The 18286-nt window shown below is 62.9% G+C and carries 22 protein-coding genes; 12 read left to right on the top strand and 10 right to left on the bottom strand.

The window, feature by feature from the left end; all coding sequences use genetic code 11:
* The first annotated feature begins 96 nt into the window (after positions 1-96).
* A complete protein-coding gene (locus NKJ01_RS15440; protein ID WP_352729105.1) occupies positions 97-333 on the top strand; it encodes an ATPase in 237 nt (78 codons plus the stop codon).
* A gap of 78 nt (positions 334-411) precedes the next feature.
* Here the strand turns inward: NKJ01_RS15440 and NKJ01_RS15435 are convergent, their stop codons facing one another.
* Together NKJ01_RS15435 and NKJ01_RS15430 are read right to left on the bottom strand one after the other, a co-directional pair.
* Positions 412-798 (bottom strand): hypothetical protein, encoded by a 387-nt coding sequence (locus NKJ01_RS15435; RefSeq protein WP_352729104.1) that lies wholly within the window; start codon positions 796-798, stop codon positions 412-414.
* A 171-nt stretch (positions 799-969) separates the two neighbouring features.
* Positions 970-1446: a hypothetical protein gene (locus NKJ01_RS15430; protein WP_352729102.1), complete on the bottom strand. Its 477-nt coding sequence runs from the start codon at positions 1444-1446 to the stop codon at positions 970-972.
* A 207-nt stretch (positions 1447-1653) separates the two neighbouring features.
* Here NKJ01_RS15430 and NKJ01_RS15425 point away from each other — a divergent pair, with 207 nt between their 5' ends.
* The 3 genes from NKJ01_RS15425 to NKJ01_RS15415 all read left to right on the top strand — a co-directional run bounded on the left by NKJ01_RS15425 (position 1654) and on the right by NKJ01_RS15415 (position 4819).
* Positions 1654-2613 carry an L-threonylcarbamoyladenylate synthase gene (locus tag NKJ01_RS15425; protein WP_352729100.1) on the top strand — a complete coding sequence of 320 codons (960 nt, stop codon included), beginning with the start codon at positions 1654-1656 and terminating at the stop codon, positions 2611-2613.
* A 23-nt stretch (positions 2614-2636) separates the two neighbouring features.
* A complete protein-coding gene (locus NKJ01_RS15420) occupies positions 2637-4067 on the top strand; it encodes an FAD-binding oxidoreductase (protein WP_352729098.1) in 1431 nt (476 codons plus the stop codon).
* A 185-nt stretch (positions 4068-4252) separates the two neighbouring features.
* On the top strand, positions 4253-4819 hold the full coding sequence (locus tag NKJ01_RS15415; RefSeq protein WP_352729096.1) for a DUF6101 family protein: 567 nt from the start codon (positions 4253-4255) through the stop codon (positions 4817-4819).
* Positions 4820-4876: 57 nt separating this feature from the next.
* Here the strand turns inward: NKJ01_RS15415 and ubiA are convergent, their stop codons facing one another.
* Entirely contained in the window at positions 4877-5860 is a 984-nt protein-coding gene (gene ubiA / locus NKJ01_RS15410) for a 4-hydroxybenzoate octaprenyltransferase (protein WP_352600751.1), read from the bottom strand.
* 68 nt (positions 5861-5928) lie between these two features.
* Positions 5929-6840: a LysR family transcriptional regulator gene (locus tag NKJ01_RS15405; protein WP_352729094.1), complete on the bottom strand. Its 912-nt coding sequence runs from the start codon at positions 6838-6840 to the stop codon at positions 5929-5931.
* An 89-nt stretch (positions 6841-6929) separates the two neighbouring features.
* Between NKJ01_RS15405 and NKJ01_RS15400 the strand changes: the two genes are divergently transcribed.
* Positions 6930-7736, top strand: a complete 807-nt coding sequence (locus NKJ01_RS15400; RefSeq protein ID WP_352729092.1) for a phytanoyl-CoA dioxygenase family protein — start codon at positions 6930-6932, stop codon at positions 7734-7736.
* 155 nt (positions 7737-7891) lie between these two features.
* Positions 7892-9169 (top strand): phosphoribosylamine--glycine ligase, encoded by a 1278-nt coding sequence (gene purD / locus NKJ01_RS15395; RefSeq protein WP_023759095.1) that lies wholly within the window; start codon positions 7892-7894, stop codon positions 9167-9169.
* Between the two features lie 24 nt (positions 9170-9193).
* Here purD and NKJ01_RS15390 read toward each other — a convergent pair whose 3' ends face one another.
* From NKJ01_RS15390 to NKJ01_RS15375, 4 genes are all read right to left on the bottom strand, one after another.
* The gene (locus NKJ01_RS15390; protein ID WP_023759096.1) at positions 9194-10360 is read right to left on the bottom strand and encodes a glycoside hydrolase family 25 protein; all 1167 of its coding nucleotides are present in this window, start codon (positions 10358-10360) and stop codon (positions 9194-9196) included.
* Positions 10361-10437: 77 nt separating this feature from the next.
* The gene (locus NKJ01_RS15385) at positions 10438-10941 is read right to left on the bottom strand and encodes a GNAT family N-acetyltransferase (RefSeq protein WP_352729090.1); all 504 of its coding nucleotides are present in this window, start codon (positions 10939-10941) and stop codon (positions 10438-10440) included.
* Positions 10938-11225: a type II toxin-antitoxin system TacA family antitoxin gene (locus NKJ01_RS15380; RefSeq protein ID WP_023759098.1), complete on the bottom strand. Its 288-nt coding sequence runs from the start codon at positions 11223-11225 to the stop codon at positions 10938-10940. The genes NKJ01_RS15385 and NKJ01_RS15380 overlap by 4 nt, the downstream gene beginning before the upstream one ends.
* Positions 11226-11283: 58 nt before the next feature.
* The gene (locus NKJ01_RS15375; protein WP_352729254.1) at positions 11284-11520 is read right to left on the bottom strand and encodes a hypothetical protein; all 237 of its coding nucleotides are present in this window, start codon (positions 11518-11520) and stop codon (positions 11284-11286) included.
* A gap of 214 nt (positions 11521-11734) precedes the next feature.
* On the opposite strand from NKJ01_RS15375, the gene NKJ01_RS15370 reads away from it, so the two are divergent.
* Together NKJ01_RS15370 and NKJ01_RS15365 are read left to right on the top strand one after the other, a co-directional pair.
* Entirely contained in the window at positions 11735-13504 is a 1770-nt protein-coding gene (locus NKJ01_RS15370; protein WP_352729088.1) for an acyl-CoA dehydrogenase family protein, read from the top strand.
* 19 nt (positions 13505-13523) lie between these two features.
* Entirely contained in the window at positions 13524-14276 is a 753-nt protein-coding gene (locus NKJ01_RS15365) for a crotonase/enoyl-CoA hydratase family protein (RefSeq protein WP_352729086.1), read from the top strand.
* A 9-nt stretch (positions 14277-14285) separates the two neighbouring features.
* On the opposite strand, the gene pdxH is transcribed toward NKJ01_RS15365, so the two are convergent.
* Positions 14286-14903: a pyridoxamine 5'-phosphate oxidase gene (gene pdxH / locus NKJ01_RS15360; RefSeq protein ID WP_023759101.1), complete on the bottom strand. Its 618-nt coding sequence runs from the start codon at positions 14901-14903 to the stop codon at positions 14286-14288.
* A 59-nt stretch (positions 14904-14962) separates the two neighbouring features.
* On the opposite strand from pdxH, the gene NKJ01_RS15355 reads away from it, so the two are divergent.
* The 4 genes from NKJ01_RS15355 (at position 14963) to NKJ01_RS15340 (ending at position 18174) form a co-directional block, all read left to right on the top strand.
* Complete coding sequence (locus tag NKJ01_RS15355; protein ID WP_352729084.1) at positions 14963-15424, top strand: RT0821/Lpp0805 family surface protein; 462 nt, start codon at positions 14963-14965, stop codon at positions 15422-15424.
* Positions 15425-15688: 264 nt separating this feature from the next.
* A complete protein-coding gene (locus NKJ01_RS15350) occupies positions 15689-16618 on the top strand; it encodes a DnaJ C-terminal domain-containing protein (RefSeq protein WP_352729082.1) in 930 nt (309 codons plus the stop codon).
* 106 nt (positions 16619-16724) lie between these two features.
* Positions 16725-17543 carry an enoyl-ACP reductase FabI gene (gene fabI, locus NKJ01_RS15345; RefSeq protein WP_352600354.1) on the top strand — a complete coding sequence of 273 codons (819 nt, stop codon included), beginning with the start codon at positions 16725-16727 and terminating at the stop codon, positions 17541-17543.
* A 43-nt stretch (positions 17544-17586) separates the two neighbouring features.
* Positions 17587-18174: a histidine phosphatase family protein gene (locus NKJ01_RS15340; protein ID WP_023759106.1), complete on the top strand. Its 588-nt coding sequence runs from the start codon at positions 17587-17589 to the stop codon at positions 18172-18174.
* 12 nt (positions 18175-18186) lie between these two features.
* Here the strand turns inward: NKJ01_RS15340 and NKJ01_RS15335 are convergent.
* The coding region (locus tag NKJ01_RS15335; RefSeq protein WP_352729252.1) for a DUF1344 domain-containing protein at positions 18187-18286 on the bottom strand (100 nt) is incomplete at its 5' end.

Here is an 18286-nt window from a genome sequence, read left to right as displayed (position 1 = left end):
TTCTTTGTCCCCGGCCGTTCGAGCCGGCTTACAGTCATATGGCGATGATCTCTCCGTGGCAAAAGGGGAATGTTCCCCAACCCCACGGAGGCTTCCATGAATTCCGATCACGACATCGATGTGACAGAAGAAACCCGGGCTCCTGCCGAATCGCTCGAATCCATTTCCGAACACATCCTCGATCATGCCGCGGCCGCCGCGGTCGAAGCCGCTGACCTCTCGGATGACGACGAAGACGAAGACGCTGAAGATGAGGAAGAAGGCGACGACGGCGTGAAGGCCGAAGGCGACGAAGAGTCCGAAGAGGACGACGACAACGAAGAAGCGTCCTGATTTTCGGCCGCCGTTTCTGTGGATGGATGGCGGGTCGGCGCTGAAGCGCCGCCCCGTCTGTCAGTCGTTCCGCATCCTTCAGTTTTCCAGGACGCTGACGCGCACGCTGTTTTCGTAGACGTCGACCTGGATCAGCGGTTCGCCATTGACGATTGCGCGCTTGGTCGATGAACTCATCGCGCCGCCACGCTCCAGCATGCGTTGCAGATCGGCGCGCTGGTCGTTGGTCCTGAACCAGCCATCACCCTCGTCGTCGCTGTCGCGGCGGTGGAACTTGTGCCAGTTGGCGCGGTCCTGCCGCACCATTTGCGCGGCATTGTCCAGCGCATAGCCGTCACTCGCCTGATGGTCCCGATCTGAAATGCGAGCGACATAGGATCCCAGCATGTCATCGGCATGAGCCGTGCCGCCAAGCAATGAAGCCAGCAGAAGCCCTGCCGCGGTAGCGGCTTTGAATTTTCTCATGATCTAACCCCCTTGCCCCTAACCATGAAATCCCGTCTCCAGGACCGCTTGACGAAATTCAGACGATGGCGTCCAGCGGCTGACATAAAACTGAAACGGCCTGGCAATGGTGCGCCGGGCGCCAGACGGCAGTCAAGCCACGCATCAATGCCAGGCGATCTTGAGCCGAGACTATTTGGAATAGCCATTGGGAGGCATCCGCTGACCGGGAGCCGGCGCCGGGGCGTTCGGCATGGCGGATTGGTTCTCGGCATTGCCCGACGGGGCTGCGGAGGCGGTGGCCGTTGCCGGCACAGTGCCTGCCGCTGGCTCGGTGCCTGTGGCTGGCGCAGCAGCTGCGGCGGGTTCTGCGGTTGGCGCCGGAGCCGAGAAGGCAGGACCGGCAACGCCGCCGCGAATGACCATCGGGCTTGGCTGGAAGCCATGCCTGGCCTCCGGCTTGTCCGGGATCGCCGCCACCTTTTCATCGGTGACGCCGGGCTGGGCATCACCGACCGCCACCACCGACTTTGCATCACTGGCCATAGGTGCGCCCAGCTTGATGATCGACGGTGTCGAGGATGACGCGCCCGGGAAAACGAGAGACGAGGCCTGGGCCCCGCCGGTTGCCACCGCAAGAAATATACCCAGCAGGATACGCACAGACACGATGACCTCTCCCCTTTGCCCAGAGGCTGCACAATAGCAGGCTGGAATTGATACCGGCTTTCGTGGAAGCATAGCATTTTAGGAATTGATAAATCGCCAAAGCCCAGCTTGTCCGACAATGCCTTGTCCGACAACCCTTGCCCTAACACCCGACTTGCCCAACGGCCGCCATCGTACTACGCACCCCACATCTGTGAGGTGACGAGAGTGGCTGAAATTCTTGCCGTCGGCGAGGCCATGGAGCAGGCGCTGGCGCTGCTCAGGGGTGGCGATGTCGTCGCCATCCCGACGGAAACCGTCTACGGGCTGGCCGGCGATGCCACCAACGGCATCGGTGTGGCGCGCATCTTCGAAGCCAAGGGACGGCCGCGCTTCAACCCGCTTATCGCCCATGTCGGCGATATGGCGATGGCAGAACGCCACGCGCTGTTCGATCCGCTGTCGAAGAAACTGGCGCTGACATTCTGGCCCGGTCCGCTGACGCTGGTGCTGCCGCAACGGCCCGGCAACGGCATCCATCCGCTGGTCACTGCCGGGCTCGATACGATTGCCTTGCGCATGCCGAGGGGTTTTGGCGCTGACCTGATCGCCAGGCTCGGCCACCCGCTTGCCGCGCCCAGCGCCAATTCATCCGGCAAGATCAGCGCAACGACCGCGCAGGCGGTGGCGGCGGATCTCGGCGCGCGGATCAAGCTGGTCGTCGATGGCGGCGCGACCCCGGTTGGGCTGGAATCAACCATTATCAAGGTCGAGGGCGCAGCATTGCGGCTGTTGAGGCCCGGTGGCATCGCCGCCGAGGAGATCGAGGCGGCCGTCGGCATGGAGCTGTTGCGCGGCGGTGCCACCGACATCGAGGCGCCAGGAATGCTTGGCTCACACTATGCGCCGGGCGCTGCGATGCGGCTCAACGCCGGGACGGTCGGTGCGCACGAAGCCCTGCTCGGCTTCGGCGGCCAACGGGCGGCAGGCTGGCGAAACGCCGCTGCTTTCCTCAATTTATCCGAAGCCGGAGACCTGCGCGAGGCGGCGAGCAACCTGTTCGCTTTTATGCAGGAGCTTGACCGCAGCGGCGCGCAGACCATCGCCGTCGAGCCGGTTCCGTTCGACGGCCTGGGCGAGGCGATCAACGATCGGCTTTCGCGTGCCGCCGCCCCTCGTGACATCTAGCTGCCCACGACATAGTTTTCCGCATGACCGAAAATTCAGCCAAACTGGATCCCGCTCTCATGGATCGCTTCGCGGCGATCGTCGGCGACAAATATGCGCTGCGTGACGAGCAGGATATCGCGCCTTACCTCATTGAGCGGCGCGGGCTCTGGCACGGCGTGACATCGCTGGTGCTGCGGCCGGGCAGCGTCGACGAGGTCAGCCGGATCATGCGGCTGGCGACCGAGACAGCAACGCCGGTCGTGCCGCAAAGCGGCAACACCGGGCTGGTCGGCGCCCAGGTGCCGGACAGGTCCGGCCGCGAGATCATCCTGTCGCTTTCGCGGCTGAACCGAATCCGCGAGATCGATGTCCTGTCCAACACGGTGACGGTCGAGGCCGGCGTCATCCTGCAGACGCTGCAGGAGGCGGCCGATGCCGCCGACCGGCTGTTTCCGCTGTCGCTGGCCGCGCAAGGCTCCTGCCAGATCGGCGGTAACCTGTCGTCCAATGCGGGCGGCACCGGCGTGCTTGCCTATGGCAATGCGCGCGAACTCTGCCTCGGTGTCGAGGTGGTGCTGCCTACCGGCGAGGTGTTCGACGATCTACGCAAGCTGAAGAAGGACAACACCGGCTACGATTTGAAGAACCTGTTCGTCGGCGCCGAAGGCACCCTCGGCGTCATCACCGCCGTCGTGCTCAAGCTGTTTCCAAAGCCGAAGGGGCGCGAGGTGGCCTTCGTCGGCCTATCGTCGCCCGACGCCGCACTTTCCCTGTTCAGCCTGGCGATGGACCGCGCGGGTGCTGCACTGACCGCTTTCGAACTGATCGGCAAGCGACCATATGATTTCACGCTCGCGCATGCCCAGGGCGTGACGCGGCCGCTGATCGAGGATTGGCCATGGTATGTGCTGATGCAGATTTCGTCGGGCCGTTCATCGGAAGATTCGAGAGCCTTGATCGAGGAGGTGCTCTCGGCCGGCCTTGAACAGAAATTCGTCGGCGACGCCGTCATCGCGGCCAGTCTCGGGCAGGTGGATGCGTTCTGGAATTTCCGTGAGGTGTTGCCGGAGGCGCAGAAACCGGAGGGTGCTTCGATCAAGCACGACATTTCGGTGCCTATCGCATCGATCCCGCACTTCATCGAAGAAGCAGCCACCGCGGTGGCATCGGTGAGCGCCGGGGCCCGCGTCGTCTGCTTCGGCCATATGGGTGACGGCAATCTCCACTATAACATCTCGCGGCCTGTCGACGGCGACGACGAGGCGTTTCTTGCCCTCTATCACCCCATGAACAAGGCGGTGCACGACGTGGTGCGCAGCCTGCACGGTTCGATCTCCGCCGAGCACGGCATCGGCCAGTTGAAGCGCGACGAACTGATCGCGACCGCGCCACCGATAGCGATCGATCTGATGCGCAGGGTGAAGGCTGCCTTCGACCCGGCCGGCATCATGAATCCCGGTAAGGTTATCTGATCCTTTCAACATCTTGTGGCTGGTGGCATTCCGATAACCATCCCTGAGATCAGCAAAATTTAACCGACTTTCTTAAGCGGGGCGGTAAGGAGCCCGCGCTACTGTCTCCATACAAACGAGGCTGGAAAAACCGGCCCGGAGAGAACCGGACACCGGCTCTCAGGAGACAGACAGGAAGGCAATCTATGAACACCGGACTGAAGCCAGTCTGGGCGGGACGCAACATGCGTCTCGACCCATTTCGCCTGCCGCAAGTGGTGAGCTACGCGACCCGCGACGACTACGGCGACGTGACCTTCACCATCGATCAACGCGGCGCCGTGATCCGCCGCCTGCTCGAGATGAGCGGCCTGCCCGCGATCATCGTTCTGCCCGCCAATGCGTTCCGCGGCGTTGCCGCTCGCGCCATGGAGGACCCGGAGGGCAATGTCACGGTGACCCTGGAACTTCTGCACAACGATCCGATGCTGTCGGTGCCGCTGCTGGTTGCCGACGATCTCGACGATGTCGCCGCCGATTGGCGTGCCTGGGCCGACGCCTACCGTCTGCCGATGCTGCTGATCGAATCGGACGGCGTTGCCCGTACACTGGAAGAATCGCTTGGCGCCGCTATCAAGACGCTGCCGCCACAGGATCGCCGCAAGGGCCGCGTTTCCAACACGCGTCGCCCGCGCTTCCTCGCTCGCCGTAGGGCTGGCGCCCTCGGTCTCAGGCTGGTCATCGACGGCCAGGAAATCATTTCGCGGGAGTGAGCATGAGCTTGTCCTTCTCCCCTTGTGGGTCCCACAAGGGGAGAAGGGAAAGAGCCGCTACACCAGCGGCTTCAGCGCCACCCACACAGCGCCGCCGATCAGGCCGAGGAAGATCAGCCAGCCGACCTGGTTGTTCGACCTGAACAGCCGCAGGCATTGGTCCGGATTGTCGATATCCAGAACCGCGATCTGCCGGGCCATATGTGCACCGGCGGCGATCAGTCCAGCCAGCGCCACCACCGGAGCCTGCGCCGACGCGAAGGCGATGGCAAAGCAGATCAGCGCGCCGCCATAGAGTCCTGCCAGCCACGATTTGGTGTTGTCGCCGAACAAGCGTGCCGTCGAGCGCACGCCGACAATGGCGTCATCTTCCTTGTCTTGATGCGCGTAGATCGTGTCGTAGCCGATCACCCACAGGATCGAGCCGATATAGAGCATGATTGCAGGTCCATCGAGATCGCCGAACTCGACCGCCCACCCCATAAGCGCGCCCCAGGAAAAGGCAAGGCCGAGCACAAGTTGCGGCCAATTGGTTATCCGCTTCATGAATGGATAGATGGCGATGATCGCCAGTGAGCAGATGCCGAGCAGGATGGCGAAGCTGTTGAACTGTATGAGCACCGCGAGGCCGACCAGCGCCTGCAGGGCAACAAACAGCCACGCCCGCCGGCGCGTCGCCTTGCCCGACGGCAGCGGCCGCGAGCGCGTGCGTTCGACCTGGTTGTCGATGTCCTGATCGACGAGATCGTTGTAGGTGCAGCCGGCGCCGCGCATGGCGATGGCGCCGGCCAGGAACAGCACGAGATACCAAGGCGCCGGCAGCAGCGACAGCAGCGGGTCGCCGGGGCGCGGATAGGCGCTCGCCGCAAGTGCCGCCGACCACCAGCACGGCCACAGCAGCAACTGCCAGCCGATCGGCCTGTCCCACCGGGCAAGTTGCGCATAGGGCCATAACGAGCGTGGCAGCACGCGATAGACCCAATGGCCGTTCGGCGCATCGGCGACACGGCCCTGGGCCGCTTTCGACTGGATAGGTTCCATGTCCATGGAGTGGCAGCAGCGGCGGAAACCGTCAAGCGGCAAGCGCGGGAGCGGGGTCCGTCAGCCTTTCACGAGGCAAAGATGTCGCGGCTGGCGAACCACCCCTTCGCCACGTCGATGAAGGACAGCGCCGCATTCGACACGCGCTGATGCGAGTCATAGGTGAGCAGGATCCGCTGCATCGGCAGCGGATCGGACAGCGGCTTGCGGACAAGCGGCAGCCCGTCATAGCTGCGGTCGCCGTACGGACGGGTATAGCTGACCGCAACGCCGAAGCCGTTGGCCACCATGCTGCGCTGCAGTTCGAACGAGCTCGTCGTCATGTCGGCCACCGGCGAAAGGCCGCGGCTGCGGAACAGGTCGAGCATGTGCTGCCAGCTGTGCGGCTGGTCCGTGGTGATCAGCGGATAGGCGGCCAGATCCGCAAGGCTGACCGATGGGCGATCCGCCAGGGCATGGCCTGCCGGCAACAGCGCATGCGGACGAAGTTCGCCCAGCAGGATGCGAGCGAAATGTGTCGGCAGGCTGAGGTCATAGGTGAGGCCGAGATCGATGGCCGCATCGCCGAGCCGTCGTCCCAGCGTCTCGAACGTCTCGTCGCGAACGACCACCTTGACGTCCGGATGACGTTCGGAGAAGGCGCGGAGCAGGGCCGGCGCGAAGAACGGCGCCAGGTCCTCGAAGCATCCCAACACCAGTTCTCCGCTGACAGCCGATTTGCCTGAACCCAGGCCGATGAGTTCGTCCGTCTCGGTGAGAACCTGTCTTGCCTTGGCCACGACGGCGCGACCGAACGATGTCGGTGACACGCCGCTTCCGCGCTGGCGGACGAACAGCTTCTGGCCGAAATTCTTCTCGACCGCGTCGATGGCCACCGAAATCGACGGCTGCGAGACGTTCAGCATCTTTGCCGCGCCCGTGACGCTGCCGTGACGCGCCACGGCGACAAGGTAGCGCAAATGGGTGAGGGTCACATTCATAGGTACAGTCTATGTGTCGGATGGAAAGTTATTATTTTACTGAATGAAGGCTGGTTGCGATAGTCGGTTCATTCCAAGAGGAGAACACCATGGCTTCCGCAATCGATACCCAGACAATCGATGCAAAGGTAACCGCCGACTATCAGCGTGACGGAGCGGTCTGCATCCGCGGCGCCTTCAAGGGCTGGGTTGACACGATTGCCGCCGGCATCGAGCGCAACATGCAGAACCGCAGCGCCGCCGCGTCTGATATCGCCAACGGTCGCGGCAGTTTCTTCGACGACTATTGCAACTGGGAGCGCATTCCCGAATTCGTCAGCGTCGTGCGGGAATCGCCCGCCGCCGAATTGGCGGCGGCGGTCATGCAGTCGCGCACCGCGCAGTTCTTCCACGACCATGTGCTGGTCAAGGAACCCGGCACGCAGAAGCCGACGCCCTGGCATCAGGACATTCCTTACTACTTTGTCGATGGCCAGCAGACGGTAAGCTTCTGGATTCCCATCGATCCGGTGAAGGAGGCGACGCTGCGGCTGATCGCCGGTTCGCACAAATGGGACAAGATGATCCTGCCGGTGCGCTGGCTCGACGACAGCAATTTTTATGCCGGCGAGGGTGACTACCTGCCGGTGCCCGATCCCGACAAGGATCCGTCGTTGAAGGTGCTCGAATGGGAAATGGAGCCGGGCGACGCCATCCTGTTCGACTTCAGGACCGCGCATGGCGCGCGCGGCAATCTGACGGCGGCGCGACGTCGGGCGCTGTCGCTGCGCTGGGTCGGTGACGATGCGCGCTACGTCGAACGGCCGGGTCGCACCTCGCCGCCCTATCATGGCCATGGCATGCGGCCGGGGCAGAAATTGCGCGAGGACTGGTTCCCGATCGTCTACGAGGGCTGAGCAGCGCCGGAACTTGTTCGGCGGATACCGCCGCCGAAGTTCGGCATGTGGTACCGTTCCCGTGCGCAAATTCCGATCAAAGCACCCTGATGCCTTGACCCGTCGTCCAGAGAGCAATAGCGGGTGCTCAAAGAGATCGGCATCAAGAGGTGGCCATGAACGTTCTTCTTCTCGGCTCCGGTGGCCGCGAACATGCGCTCGCCTGGAAGATCGCCGCGTCACCGCTACTGACCAGGCTCTACGCCGCTCCCGGCAATCCGGGTATCGGCGGCGAGGCCGAATTGGTGAAGCTGGATATAGCCGACCATGCGGCTGTAACCGTCTTCTGCAAGGAGAAAAAAATCGACCTCGTCGTCGTCGGCCCGGAAGGGCCGCTGGTCGCCGGCATTGCCGATTATTTGCGCGCGCAAGCCATTCGTGTCTTCGGCCCATCCAAGGCGGCCGCGCAGCTGGAAGGTTCGAAGGGTTTTACCAAGGATCTCTGTGCCCAATACAACATCCCGACCGCTGCCTATGGCCGCTTCGGCGATCTCGCGACCGCCAAGGCCTATGTCGAGAAGATGGGCGCGCCGATCGTCATCAAGGCCGATGGGCTCGCCGCCGGCAAGGGCGTCACGGTCGCCATGACGCTGGATGAGGCGCGGGCCGCACTCGATGCCTGTTTCGACGGTTCCTTTGGTGCCGCCGGCGCGGAGGTGGTGGTCGAGGAGTTCATGACCGGCGAAGAGGCAAGCTTCTTCTGCCTCTGCGACGGTAACACCGCGCTGCCCTTCGGCACCGCGCAGGATCACAAGCGCGTTGGCGATGGCGACACCGGTCCCAACACCGGTGGCATGGGCGCCTACTCGCCAGCTCCGGTGATGACGCCGCAGATGGTCGAACGCACCATGCGCGAGATCGTCGAGCCGACCATGCGCGGCATGGCCGAACTGGGTGCGCCCTTCGCCGGCGTACTGTTCGCCGGGCTGATGATATCAGATAAGGGGCCGAAGCTGATCGAATACAACACCCGGTTCGGCGATCCGGAATGCCAGGTGCTGATGATGCGGCTGAAGGACGATCTGCTGGTTCTGCTCAACGCGGCAACCGACGGGCAGCTTGCCCATACTTCGGTGCGTTGGCGCGACGAGGCCGCACTTACCGTGGTGATGGCGGCCCGGGGCTATCCGGGCACGCCGGAAAAGGGGTCGGTCATCCGCGGCGTCGAAGACGCGGCGGGCGACGGTGTCGAGATCTTCCACGCCGGTACCGCCATCAATGGCGGCGCGCTGGTCGCCAATGGCGGCCGCGTCCTCAATGTCACGGCGACGGGAAGCACCGTCGGCGAGGCGCAGAGACGAGCCTACGCCGCGCTCGACCGCATCGACTGGCCGGATGGCTTCTGCCGCCGCGACATTGGCTGGCAGGCCGTTGCGCGCGAGCAGTCAAACTGAAGGTCTCTTTGGAGAGACGGCAGTCTACCGCTGGCCGCGATCGATCTCGGTCGAAGCGGTGCTGAGTGGATCGGCGGCGGCAAAGGCGGCGTCGAGTTGCGCCGGAAAACGCTGTTCCGTCCGCTTCCAGGCGACATATTGGACAATGCCGAAGTCGGGCCGTCGCGGCACCGTCTTCACGACAGGCATGCGGAAACCGTCGCGAAATTTCGTCCAGCGCGTGCCCAACGCCACAACCATGTCCTCGAAGGTCGGCGGCGCCGCCACCGAGGCGTAGGTGATGGTGACATTGCCGGCAAGGCCGGCTTCGCGTGAGACGGGAAGTGGTATCGAGGCGAGATAGTCGGGCGGCACGTCGATGAGCCCACCGAACGGCCATTGCGCGCGCAGCGTGGCGGCATCCGTCGGCGCGACATTGACGTCGATGTCCTTGGGTGTACCGGCGACCCTGTAAGGGCAGCGGAACCTGCCGCAATTGGCTCGCGCCGAAAACTGCCACAGTGCGTAGCCCTGCCAGTTGCCCATCGGAAAATGCACGTCGATGTCGTTGATGTAGCGGGCATACCAGAGTGGCAACCGCGACAGGAGCCGGTATCTGTAGCTGTTGTCGGCAATGTACTGGGCTGTCTTGCCGTTGGTGTAGATGACCGGGAAGCGGCCGACGCGCCGATGCACCTGGCGGACGAACTCCTCGGCATCGTCCAGTGACATCCATTGTGAAGGATCGTTGCCCTCGATGTCGAGGGCCATGAGATCGTCCGGTGCGGGCTCGGCGAAATCGAGGAAGCTGTTGGCCTGCTCGACCGGATTGCCGGGGCGGGCGAGATGGTAGGCGCCCCATTTCAGGCCGAGTGCCTTGGCGACAACCCGGCGGGTCTGGAAGAGTTCGCGCGTCACTGCGTGGCGTTTCCACAATGCCTTGCAGAGCTTCACCTCGGTGTCATCACCCAAACAGTAATAGGGCGGCGGCATACCGTCGGACGCCTTGTTGATGAACCCGACCACCCGCTTGTCGGTGGCGAGCTGGGCCCAGTCGATGGAATTATACTCGTAGGCGTCGACGACTAGGGCGCGATCGGCGTTCTTCCAGGGCTCGGAAAAATCCGAAGCCCTTGCCGCCATCGACAGCGCCATCGTCGCCGCGAAAGCGAGGAGCGCTGTGCGGCGAAGGAGGTGCGCCGTCCTTTTCAAACAGGGGATCCCCGTTGACCGAATTCAAATCCTGGACCGCTATGGTTAAGGAAGTGCTTTCAAGGCAATGCGGTGCGTCAGTCGAACAGCTTCAACGCCGTCGCTACCGAGAGGAACATCGACAACGGGCGGTCGTGAAATGGCGTGAAACCATGTTTGCGATAAAAAGCCGCGGCCTTGTCGTCCTTGGCGTCGACGATCAGCGCGAAGCAGGCAGGAGCACCTTGGGCGCAGCGCAGGAGCGCATCCACGATCAGTATCGATCCAACTCGTTGTCCCTGATATCGGGTATCGACTGCCAACCTTCCGATCAATATGGCGGGCAGAACTGGATAACGCGGCAGGCGTTTTGTCAGGTCTTGTGGCAGCGAAGCTATGGGCACGCTTGACGCTGCAAGAGTGTAATATCCGGCAATGAGATCGACATCACGATCTGCGGCGACAAAGCAGTTGCTGACTCGGCGTTTGACGTCCTGGCTCGCCTGCTCGCGTAGATAGTGGTCGAGTGCCAGCACGCCACAACTGAATGCCTTACGATCATACGATCCGCCCAGCGGCTCGATGATCAGATCTAGACTCACCGGGATTCGACGACAAGTCGCTTGTAGGCGTCGGCAGCTTTGCGCAGCGCTTCATTGGGTTCGGGTGGATTGAGAATGGCTTCTACCAGAGCGCGCTGGTCCTCAATGGACAGGCGGATGATAGCAGTCTCCTCAATGGTGCGTTGTGCAGCTTCCTGCGCTGCGGAGACCACGAAGTCGCTGACGCTGCGGCCCTGGATTTCGGCGGCACGTTTCACCACACTCAGCATATCCGGTGAGATCCGAGCTTCGAGACGGGTGGTACGGGTCTGTTGGTTTGGCATCACGATCACCTCTAGCACTATATGTACGGGTTTTGACCGTACATATCAAGCGCCGCGTTCAGCGCCGGCTGAATGGCTGGAATTCAAACGGATCCGGCGCCGGCTCTTGCTGCAGCGTGCCTTCGGCCGCGCGTTTGCGGTGGTGCGCCAGCGAACACTGCGGCGAGCACAATATGCCGCGATCCGACCAATAAGCGGCGCCGTTTTCCAGCCTGCCTTGATAATACCGGAACCCTGCCGCGCGGTAGGGCAGGCCGCATTCGATGCAGCGATAGGCGTCGGGTCTGGCAAGCACGGGATAATTCCGGTGCGTGGTTTTTGATCTATCGCCGGTCGATTTGATCCGGCTTCGAATGAATTTAATACGCATTGCCGTGACTGCAAAATCCGCGTGACAAAATTTGACGTTTACGTAAAAAGAAGAAGGGAGCCCGCCCAAAGGCGGATGGTTTTGCAGCGGCGCTGGCTTTAGGGTCGGCGTGGCTGATGCATCAGGAGGATCGAGCGGCATGTATCGGGCACCGGTCGAGGATATCGCGTTCACCCTGAAGCACGTGGCAGGCATGAAATCCGCCCTTGAGGCCGGCACCTTCGGCGATCTCGGCGAGGATCTGGTCGATGCCGTCCTTGCCGAGGCTGGCCGCTTCGCCACCGAGGAGGTGGCACCGCTCTACAAGATCGGCGACGAACAAGGTGCCGTGCTGAAGGACGCCGCCGTCACCACGCCGCCTGGCTGGAAGGAACTCTATCGCCGCTGGATCGATGGCGGCTGGAATGCGCTGTCCGGGCCTGAAGCCTATGGCGGCCAGGCTCTGCCGACAATGCTTGGCGTCGCCGCGCTCGAAATGTGGAACTCGGCCGCCATGGCCTTTGGCATCGGCCCGACGCTGACCATGGGTGCGGTCGAAGCGCTCGACAGACACGCCTCCGAAGACCTCAAGGCAAAATACCTCGCAAAGCTCGTGTCGGGCGAATGGATGGGCACGATGAACCTGACCGAGCCGCAGGCCGGCTCGGACCTCGCCGCCTTGCGCGCCCGCGCCGAGCCGGCCGGTGACGGCAGCTACCGAATCTTCGGCCAAAAAATCTTCATCACCTATGGCGAGCACGATTTCACCGACAACATCATCCACCTGGTGCTGGCGCGGCTGCCCGATGCGCCGGCCGGCACGCGCGGCATCTCGCTGTTCCTGGTGCCGAAATTCCTAGTCGGCGACGATGGCTCGCTTGGTGCCCGCAACGACGTCTTCTGTTCCGGCCTCGAGCACAAGCTCGGCATCCATGCCTCGCCGACCTGCACAATGATCTATGGTGACGGCTTCCAGGGCGCGAAGCCGGGCGCGATCGGATGGCTGATCGGCGAGGAGAACAAGGGCCTCGCCTGCATGTTCACGATGATGAACAATGCGCGGCTGTGCGTCGGCATGCAGGGCGTCGCGGTCGCCGAGGCCGCAACGCAGAAGGCGGTTGCCTATGCCAACGACCGCCGCCAGGGCAAGGCAGCAAGCTACGTCGGTGCCGGCATGGCGCCGATTGTCCATCACCCCGACGTGCAGCGCAATCTCTTGACCATGAAGGCGCTGACGCAGGTCGCACGGGCGATCAGCTATTCCTGTGCCTACGCCATCGACCTGGCACGCATCTCGGACGGCGACGAGGCGGCGCATTGGCGCGACCGCGCCAACCTGCTGACGCCGCTGGCCAAGGCTTTCTCGACCGACGTTGGTGTCGAAGTTGCCTCGCTCGGCGTCCAGGTGCATGGCGGCATGGGCTTCATCGAGGAAACGGGCGCGGCCGCCCTCTACCGCGATGCTCGCATCGCACCGATCTATGAGGGCACCAACGGCATCCAGGCGATCGATCTGGTGATGCGCAAGCTGCCGCTCGGCGGTGGCGACCATGTGCATGGCTTCATCGCCGAACTGGCTGCGGTGGCAGGAGCGGTGCGAACCTCGAACCTGCAGGGTTTTGGCCGCACCGCCGATGCTCTCGACGCAGCACTTGCCGATCTGACGCAAGCGACGCACTTTCTGCAAAAACTGGCGGCCGATGGCCGACCGGACGAGGCGCTGGCAGGAGCTACGCCCTATCTCAGGCTGATCTCGCTTGCCGCTGGCGGCGCCTATCTGGCGCAGGGCGCTCTTGCCGATCAGAGCCGCATCGCACTTTGCCGCTTCTTCGCCGAAAACCTGATCGGCGAGGTCGGTGCCTTGAAGGATCGCGTTGTCGAAGGCGCCGAGAGCCTTGCCGCCGCCGGCAAGACGCTCGTTTCTGCCTGACGTTCACAAGGAATAGACCGTGACAGACCACATCCTCGTCGAGCGCCAGGGCGCCATCCAGATCATCCGCATGAACCGGCCGGACAAGAAGAACGCGCTGACGCGCGCCATGTATGCGAAAATGTCAAAAACCCTGGCCAAAGGCGACGCCGATCCTGCGGTCCGCGTCCATGTGTTCCTGGGCGTGCCCGGCGCCTTCTCCTCCGGCAACGATCTCGCCGATTTCATGGTCGTCGCCACCGGCGGCGATGGCGGCACCGAGGTCTGGGACTTCCTGATGGCGCTGGCCAGGGTCGAGAAGCCCATCGTCTCCGGCGTCGACGGCATCGCGGTCGGCATCGGCACGACGCTCAACCTGCATTGCGATCTGACTTTCGCCACACCGCGCACCGTGTTCAGGACGCCTTTCGTTGACCTTGGTCTGGTGCCCGAGGCGGGATCCAGCCTTTTGGTGCCGCGAATCCTGGGACAGCAAGGCGCGTTTGCGCTACTCGGCCTCGGCGAGGCCCTTTCGGCCGAACGGGCGAAGGTCGCCGGCTTGATCTACGAGGTGGTCGAGGAAGCAGCACTTGAAGCCGCGGTGCTGGCGGCGGCCGGCCAGATCGCGGCCAAGCCACCGCAGGCGCTGAAGATCGCGCGCGACCTGATGCGCGGCTCGCGCGACGATCTCGTCGCCCGCATCGGCGAGGAAAGCGAGCATTTTCGCGAGCGGCTGAAATCGGATGAGGCGCGCGCCGCGCTGACGGCATTCATGACCAGGAAGAAGGCCTGAGCCGCTCTTTCAGGGGTAAAGCCTCGTCTTGCCCCAGCCGCCTTTCGCGTCACGGCTGAAGACAACACGGTCGTGTAGCCGGAATGGCCTGTCGTGCCAGAATTCGATCGTCTGAGGGACAATGCGAAAGCCCGACCAGTGCTTTGGCCTAGGGATCTCGCCGATTGCGTGGCGCGCCGTGTATTCGGCCACCGCCTTCTCCAGGGCGAAACGGCTTTCCAGCGGTCGCGACTGTTTCGAGGCCCAGGCGCCGATGCGGCTGCCGCGCGGCCGCGTTGCGTAATAGGCGTCGGCCTCGGCGTCGCTGACGATCTCCACCGGTCCGCGAATACGCACCTGCCGGCGCAGCGATTTCCAATGGAAGCACATCGCCGCCTTCATGCTGCCAAGAATTTCCTGGCCCTTGGCGCTCTCGAAATTCGTATAGAAGACAAACCCGCTCTCATCGAACCCCTTGAGCAGAACCATGCGCACATTCGGCATGCCGTCGGCATCGACGGTCGCCAGCGCCACGCCGTTGGGATCGTTCATTTCGCTCTTCGTGGCGTCCTCAAGCCATGCGGCAAAGAGGCGAAAGGGCTCCGCAGCCTCGGTAAAGTCACCGCTTGTTAACTCCGTGTCACTCATAGTTTTTCTCAATTTGTCACGTAGCCCAAATTATCACGAAGCCAGGGGGAGGTTGCCGATTGTCGCGTATTGCGCGAGCTTTTGACAGCAGGCAATGGGGCGTTATCGCTTCGGCCAGCACGAAAGTCGCGATCGTGGCAGTCGCGTTGCCGCTTGCCGCCTGCGGCGCCGGTGGCTTCAGCCTGGAAAAGGCCGAAGTCGACCGCTCCATCCTGACCAACAGCACATCTGTCTCGGCCGTGCCTGCCAATTTGGATCGCGATCCCGACCAGACGACGATCGGCAACGCGGTGTCCTCGGCCGACATCGAACAGCTCGGCGGACAGGCAGTGCCGTGGGCCAATGCCGGCACCGGGTCACGCGGTTCCATCACCGGACTGGCGGAATTGAAGGACAAGGGCCAGACATGCCGCCGTTTCAAGGTCTCACGCGAAAGCTTTGATGGCGTCGCCATGTTCGAAGGCGAACTGTGCCTGGCCGGCGCCGGCGGCTGGCGCATGCAGGACTTCAGGGCGCTCTGAGCGTGCTCTGAAAGTCGATTGGATCGGCTCGGCGAGTCCTTCTCGCCGCCCGGCGCGTCGCCAACCTTACCGATATCGCGATATCGGCTGCGATCGGTTCCTTCCGGATCGACAAAAAAATCCCTCGCCAATCTTCAACCGCCGACTTTCGGATCAAGCTATGATCTTCCGTTTTTGATATGCTGTTCGAGCACTGGAATTTCTTCCTATGCGAGCGCATATAGGGAGCAACCAGAGACTCAACTCTTCTCCAGGGCAGTAAGCATGCGCGACCCCTATGAGGTGCTGGGCGTTGCCAAGAACGCATCGGCCAAGGACATAAAATCGGCGTATCGGAAACTCGCCAAGAAGTATCATCCGGATCAGAATCCGAATGATCCCAAGGCAAAGGACCGATTTGCCGCGGCCAACCAGGCCTACGAGATCGTCGGCGACGAGAAGAATCGTGTCGCTTTCGATCGCGGCGAGATCGACGCCGACGGCAAGCCGCGATTCCAGGGCTTCGAGGGCGCTGCCGGTGGTGGCGATCCCTTCGGCGGATTTCGCCGGCAGCAAGGGCCTGGCGGTTCGCGATTCGAATTCCGCTCCGGCCGCCCGGGCGGCGATCCGTTCGACGGCAACAGCGACATCTTCAGCCAGATTTTCGGCGATGCTTTTTCTGGCGTGCGTGGCGCCGGGATGGGAGATCGCCGCCAGCCCGCGACCGCTGCCGATCTGAACGTGACGCTCGACGTTACCATCGAGGAGGCGGCGACCGCCGAAAAAGTGACGGCGATGTTCCCCGACGGCCGCAAGGTGGCCGTCAAATTGCCGGCCTATGTCGAGGACGGCCAGACCATCCGGCTGAAGGGGCAGGGCGAGCAAGGGCCAGGCCTGCCGGGCGACGCGCTGGTCAAGATCCATCTTCGCCGGCATCCGCGCTACCGCATCGAGGGCCGCGACCTGCACGCCGATCTGCCGGTGACGCTGGCGGATGCCGTGCTCGGCGCCAAGGTTCCCGTCGATACGCCGACCGGCCGGCTCGCGGTCAACATCCCCGCCTGGTCGAGCTCCGACAAGGTCCTGCGGCTGAAGGGCAGGGGCCTGCCGGAAAAGGCCGGCGGCCACGGCGATCTCTACGCCCATGTCCGGATCATGCTGCCGGAGGGCGGCGATAGCGCACTCGAAGCGCTGTTGCGCAGTCAAAAAGGCTGATCGGCGGCTCTTGTCCCCCGAACTGTCCAGTTTGAGCGCTTGAAGGGGCTCTGTGCCTGTGCGATAGGGCACTCCACAAAGCAGAAATCTTGCGGAGAGCGCTCACATGGCGGGTGGACAGGGCCTAATGGCCGGCAAGCGCGGCCTTATTCTTGGCGTCGCCAACAACAGGTCGATCGCCTATGGCATCGCCAAGGCCTGTGTCGATCACGGCGCCGAGATCGCGCTGACCTATCAGGGCGAGGCATTCAAGAAGCGTGTCGAGCCGCTGGCGGCGGAACTGGGTGCCTTTGTCGCCGGCCATTGCGACGTCACCGATCCGGCGAGCCTGGACGAGGTTTTCGCCAATGTCGCCAGACACTGGGGCAAGCTTGATTTCCTCGTCCACGCCATTGCCTTCTCCGACAAGGACGAACTGACCGGCCGTTATGTCGAAACGACTCGCGATAATTTCCTGCGCACCATGGACATTTCGGTCTATTCCTTCACCACCATTGCCAAGCGCGCCGAGGCGCTGATGACCAATGGCGGCTCGCTGCTGACCCTGACCTACTACGGCGCCGAAAAAGTGATGCCGCATTACAACGTCATGGGTGTCGCCAAGGCGGCGCTCGAGGCCAGCGTGCGCTACCTGGCCGTCGACCTCGGCGCAAAGAAGATCCGCGTCAACGCCATCTCGGCTGGCCCGATCAAGACGCTTGCCGCTTCCGGCATCGGCGATTTCCGCTACATTCTGAAGTGGAACGAGTATAATTCGCCGCTGAAGCAAACGGTGACGCAGGAGGAAGTCGGCGATTCCGGCGTTTATTTCCTGTCCGATCTGTCACGCGGCGTCACCGGTGAAGTGCATCACGTCGATTCGGGCTACCACGTCGTCGGCATGAAGGCGGTCGATGCGCCTGATATCTCGACGGTCAAGGACTAACCCACCAACCGTCATCCGTCCCGATCCCGCACCGGAAGACTTGATGTACCCGCTGGTTTATATCGTGCGCCACGGCCAAACCGCGTGGAACGCCGAATTCCGGCTTCAGGGGCAGGCCGACACCGATCTCAATGCTCTTGGCCGCGAGCAGGCGACCCGAAACGGTCGTCGGCTAGCCGAACTGGTCCAAAATCCCGAAGATTTCGATTTCGTCGCCAGCCCCATGAAACGGACGCGCGAAACGATGCAGCGCATCCGCGTCGCGATGGAGCTTGATCCAGGCGCCTATCGAACGGATCCACGCCTCGTCGAAGTCAATTTCGGTGATTGGCAGGGATTTACCTTCCCCGAGCTCGAGGCGCGATATCCCGGAGCGGGCAGGACGCGCGCTCTGGACAAATGGAACTTTCGGCCACCCGGCGACGGCGCGGAGAGTTACCAGATGCTGCTCGAACGCGTGAGGCCATATTTCGACGCGATCGAACGCCAGACGATCTGCGTTACCCATGGCGGCGTCATGCGCGCCTTGTTTCGCTTCGTGCTCGATGTGGCAGAGGACGAGGCGGCGAACCTGGAAATACGGCACGATCGTTTGCTCAAGCTCGAAGGCAAGAGCCTGGAGTGGCTTTAGGGCACCAATTCCCTAGTTCGTGTCGCTGTCCGGTAACTGCATATCGGTGACGACATTCTCGCCATTGTTCACGTCATAAGCGATGACGATGTCCATGCCCGGCTTCAGCGCG

This window comes from Mesorhizobium sp. M0276, assembly GCF_040321755.1.
Taxonomy (GTDB): domain Bacteria; phylum Pseudomonadota; class Alphaproteobacteria; order Rhizobiales; family Rhizobiaceae; genus Mesorhizobium.
Note: the sequence above shows the minus strand (reverse complement) of the source record. Positions and strands in the feature narration are given on the sequence as shown.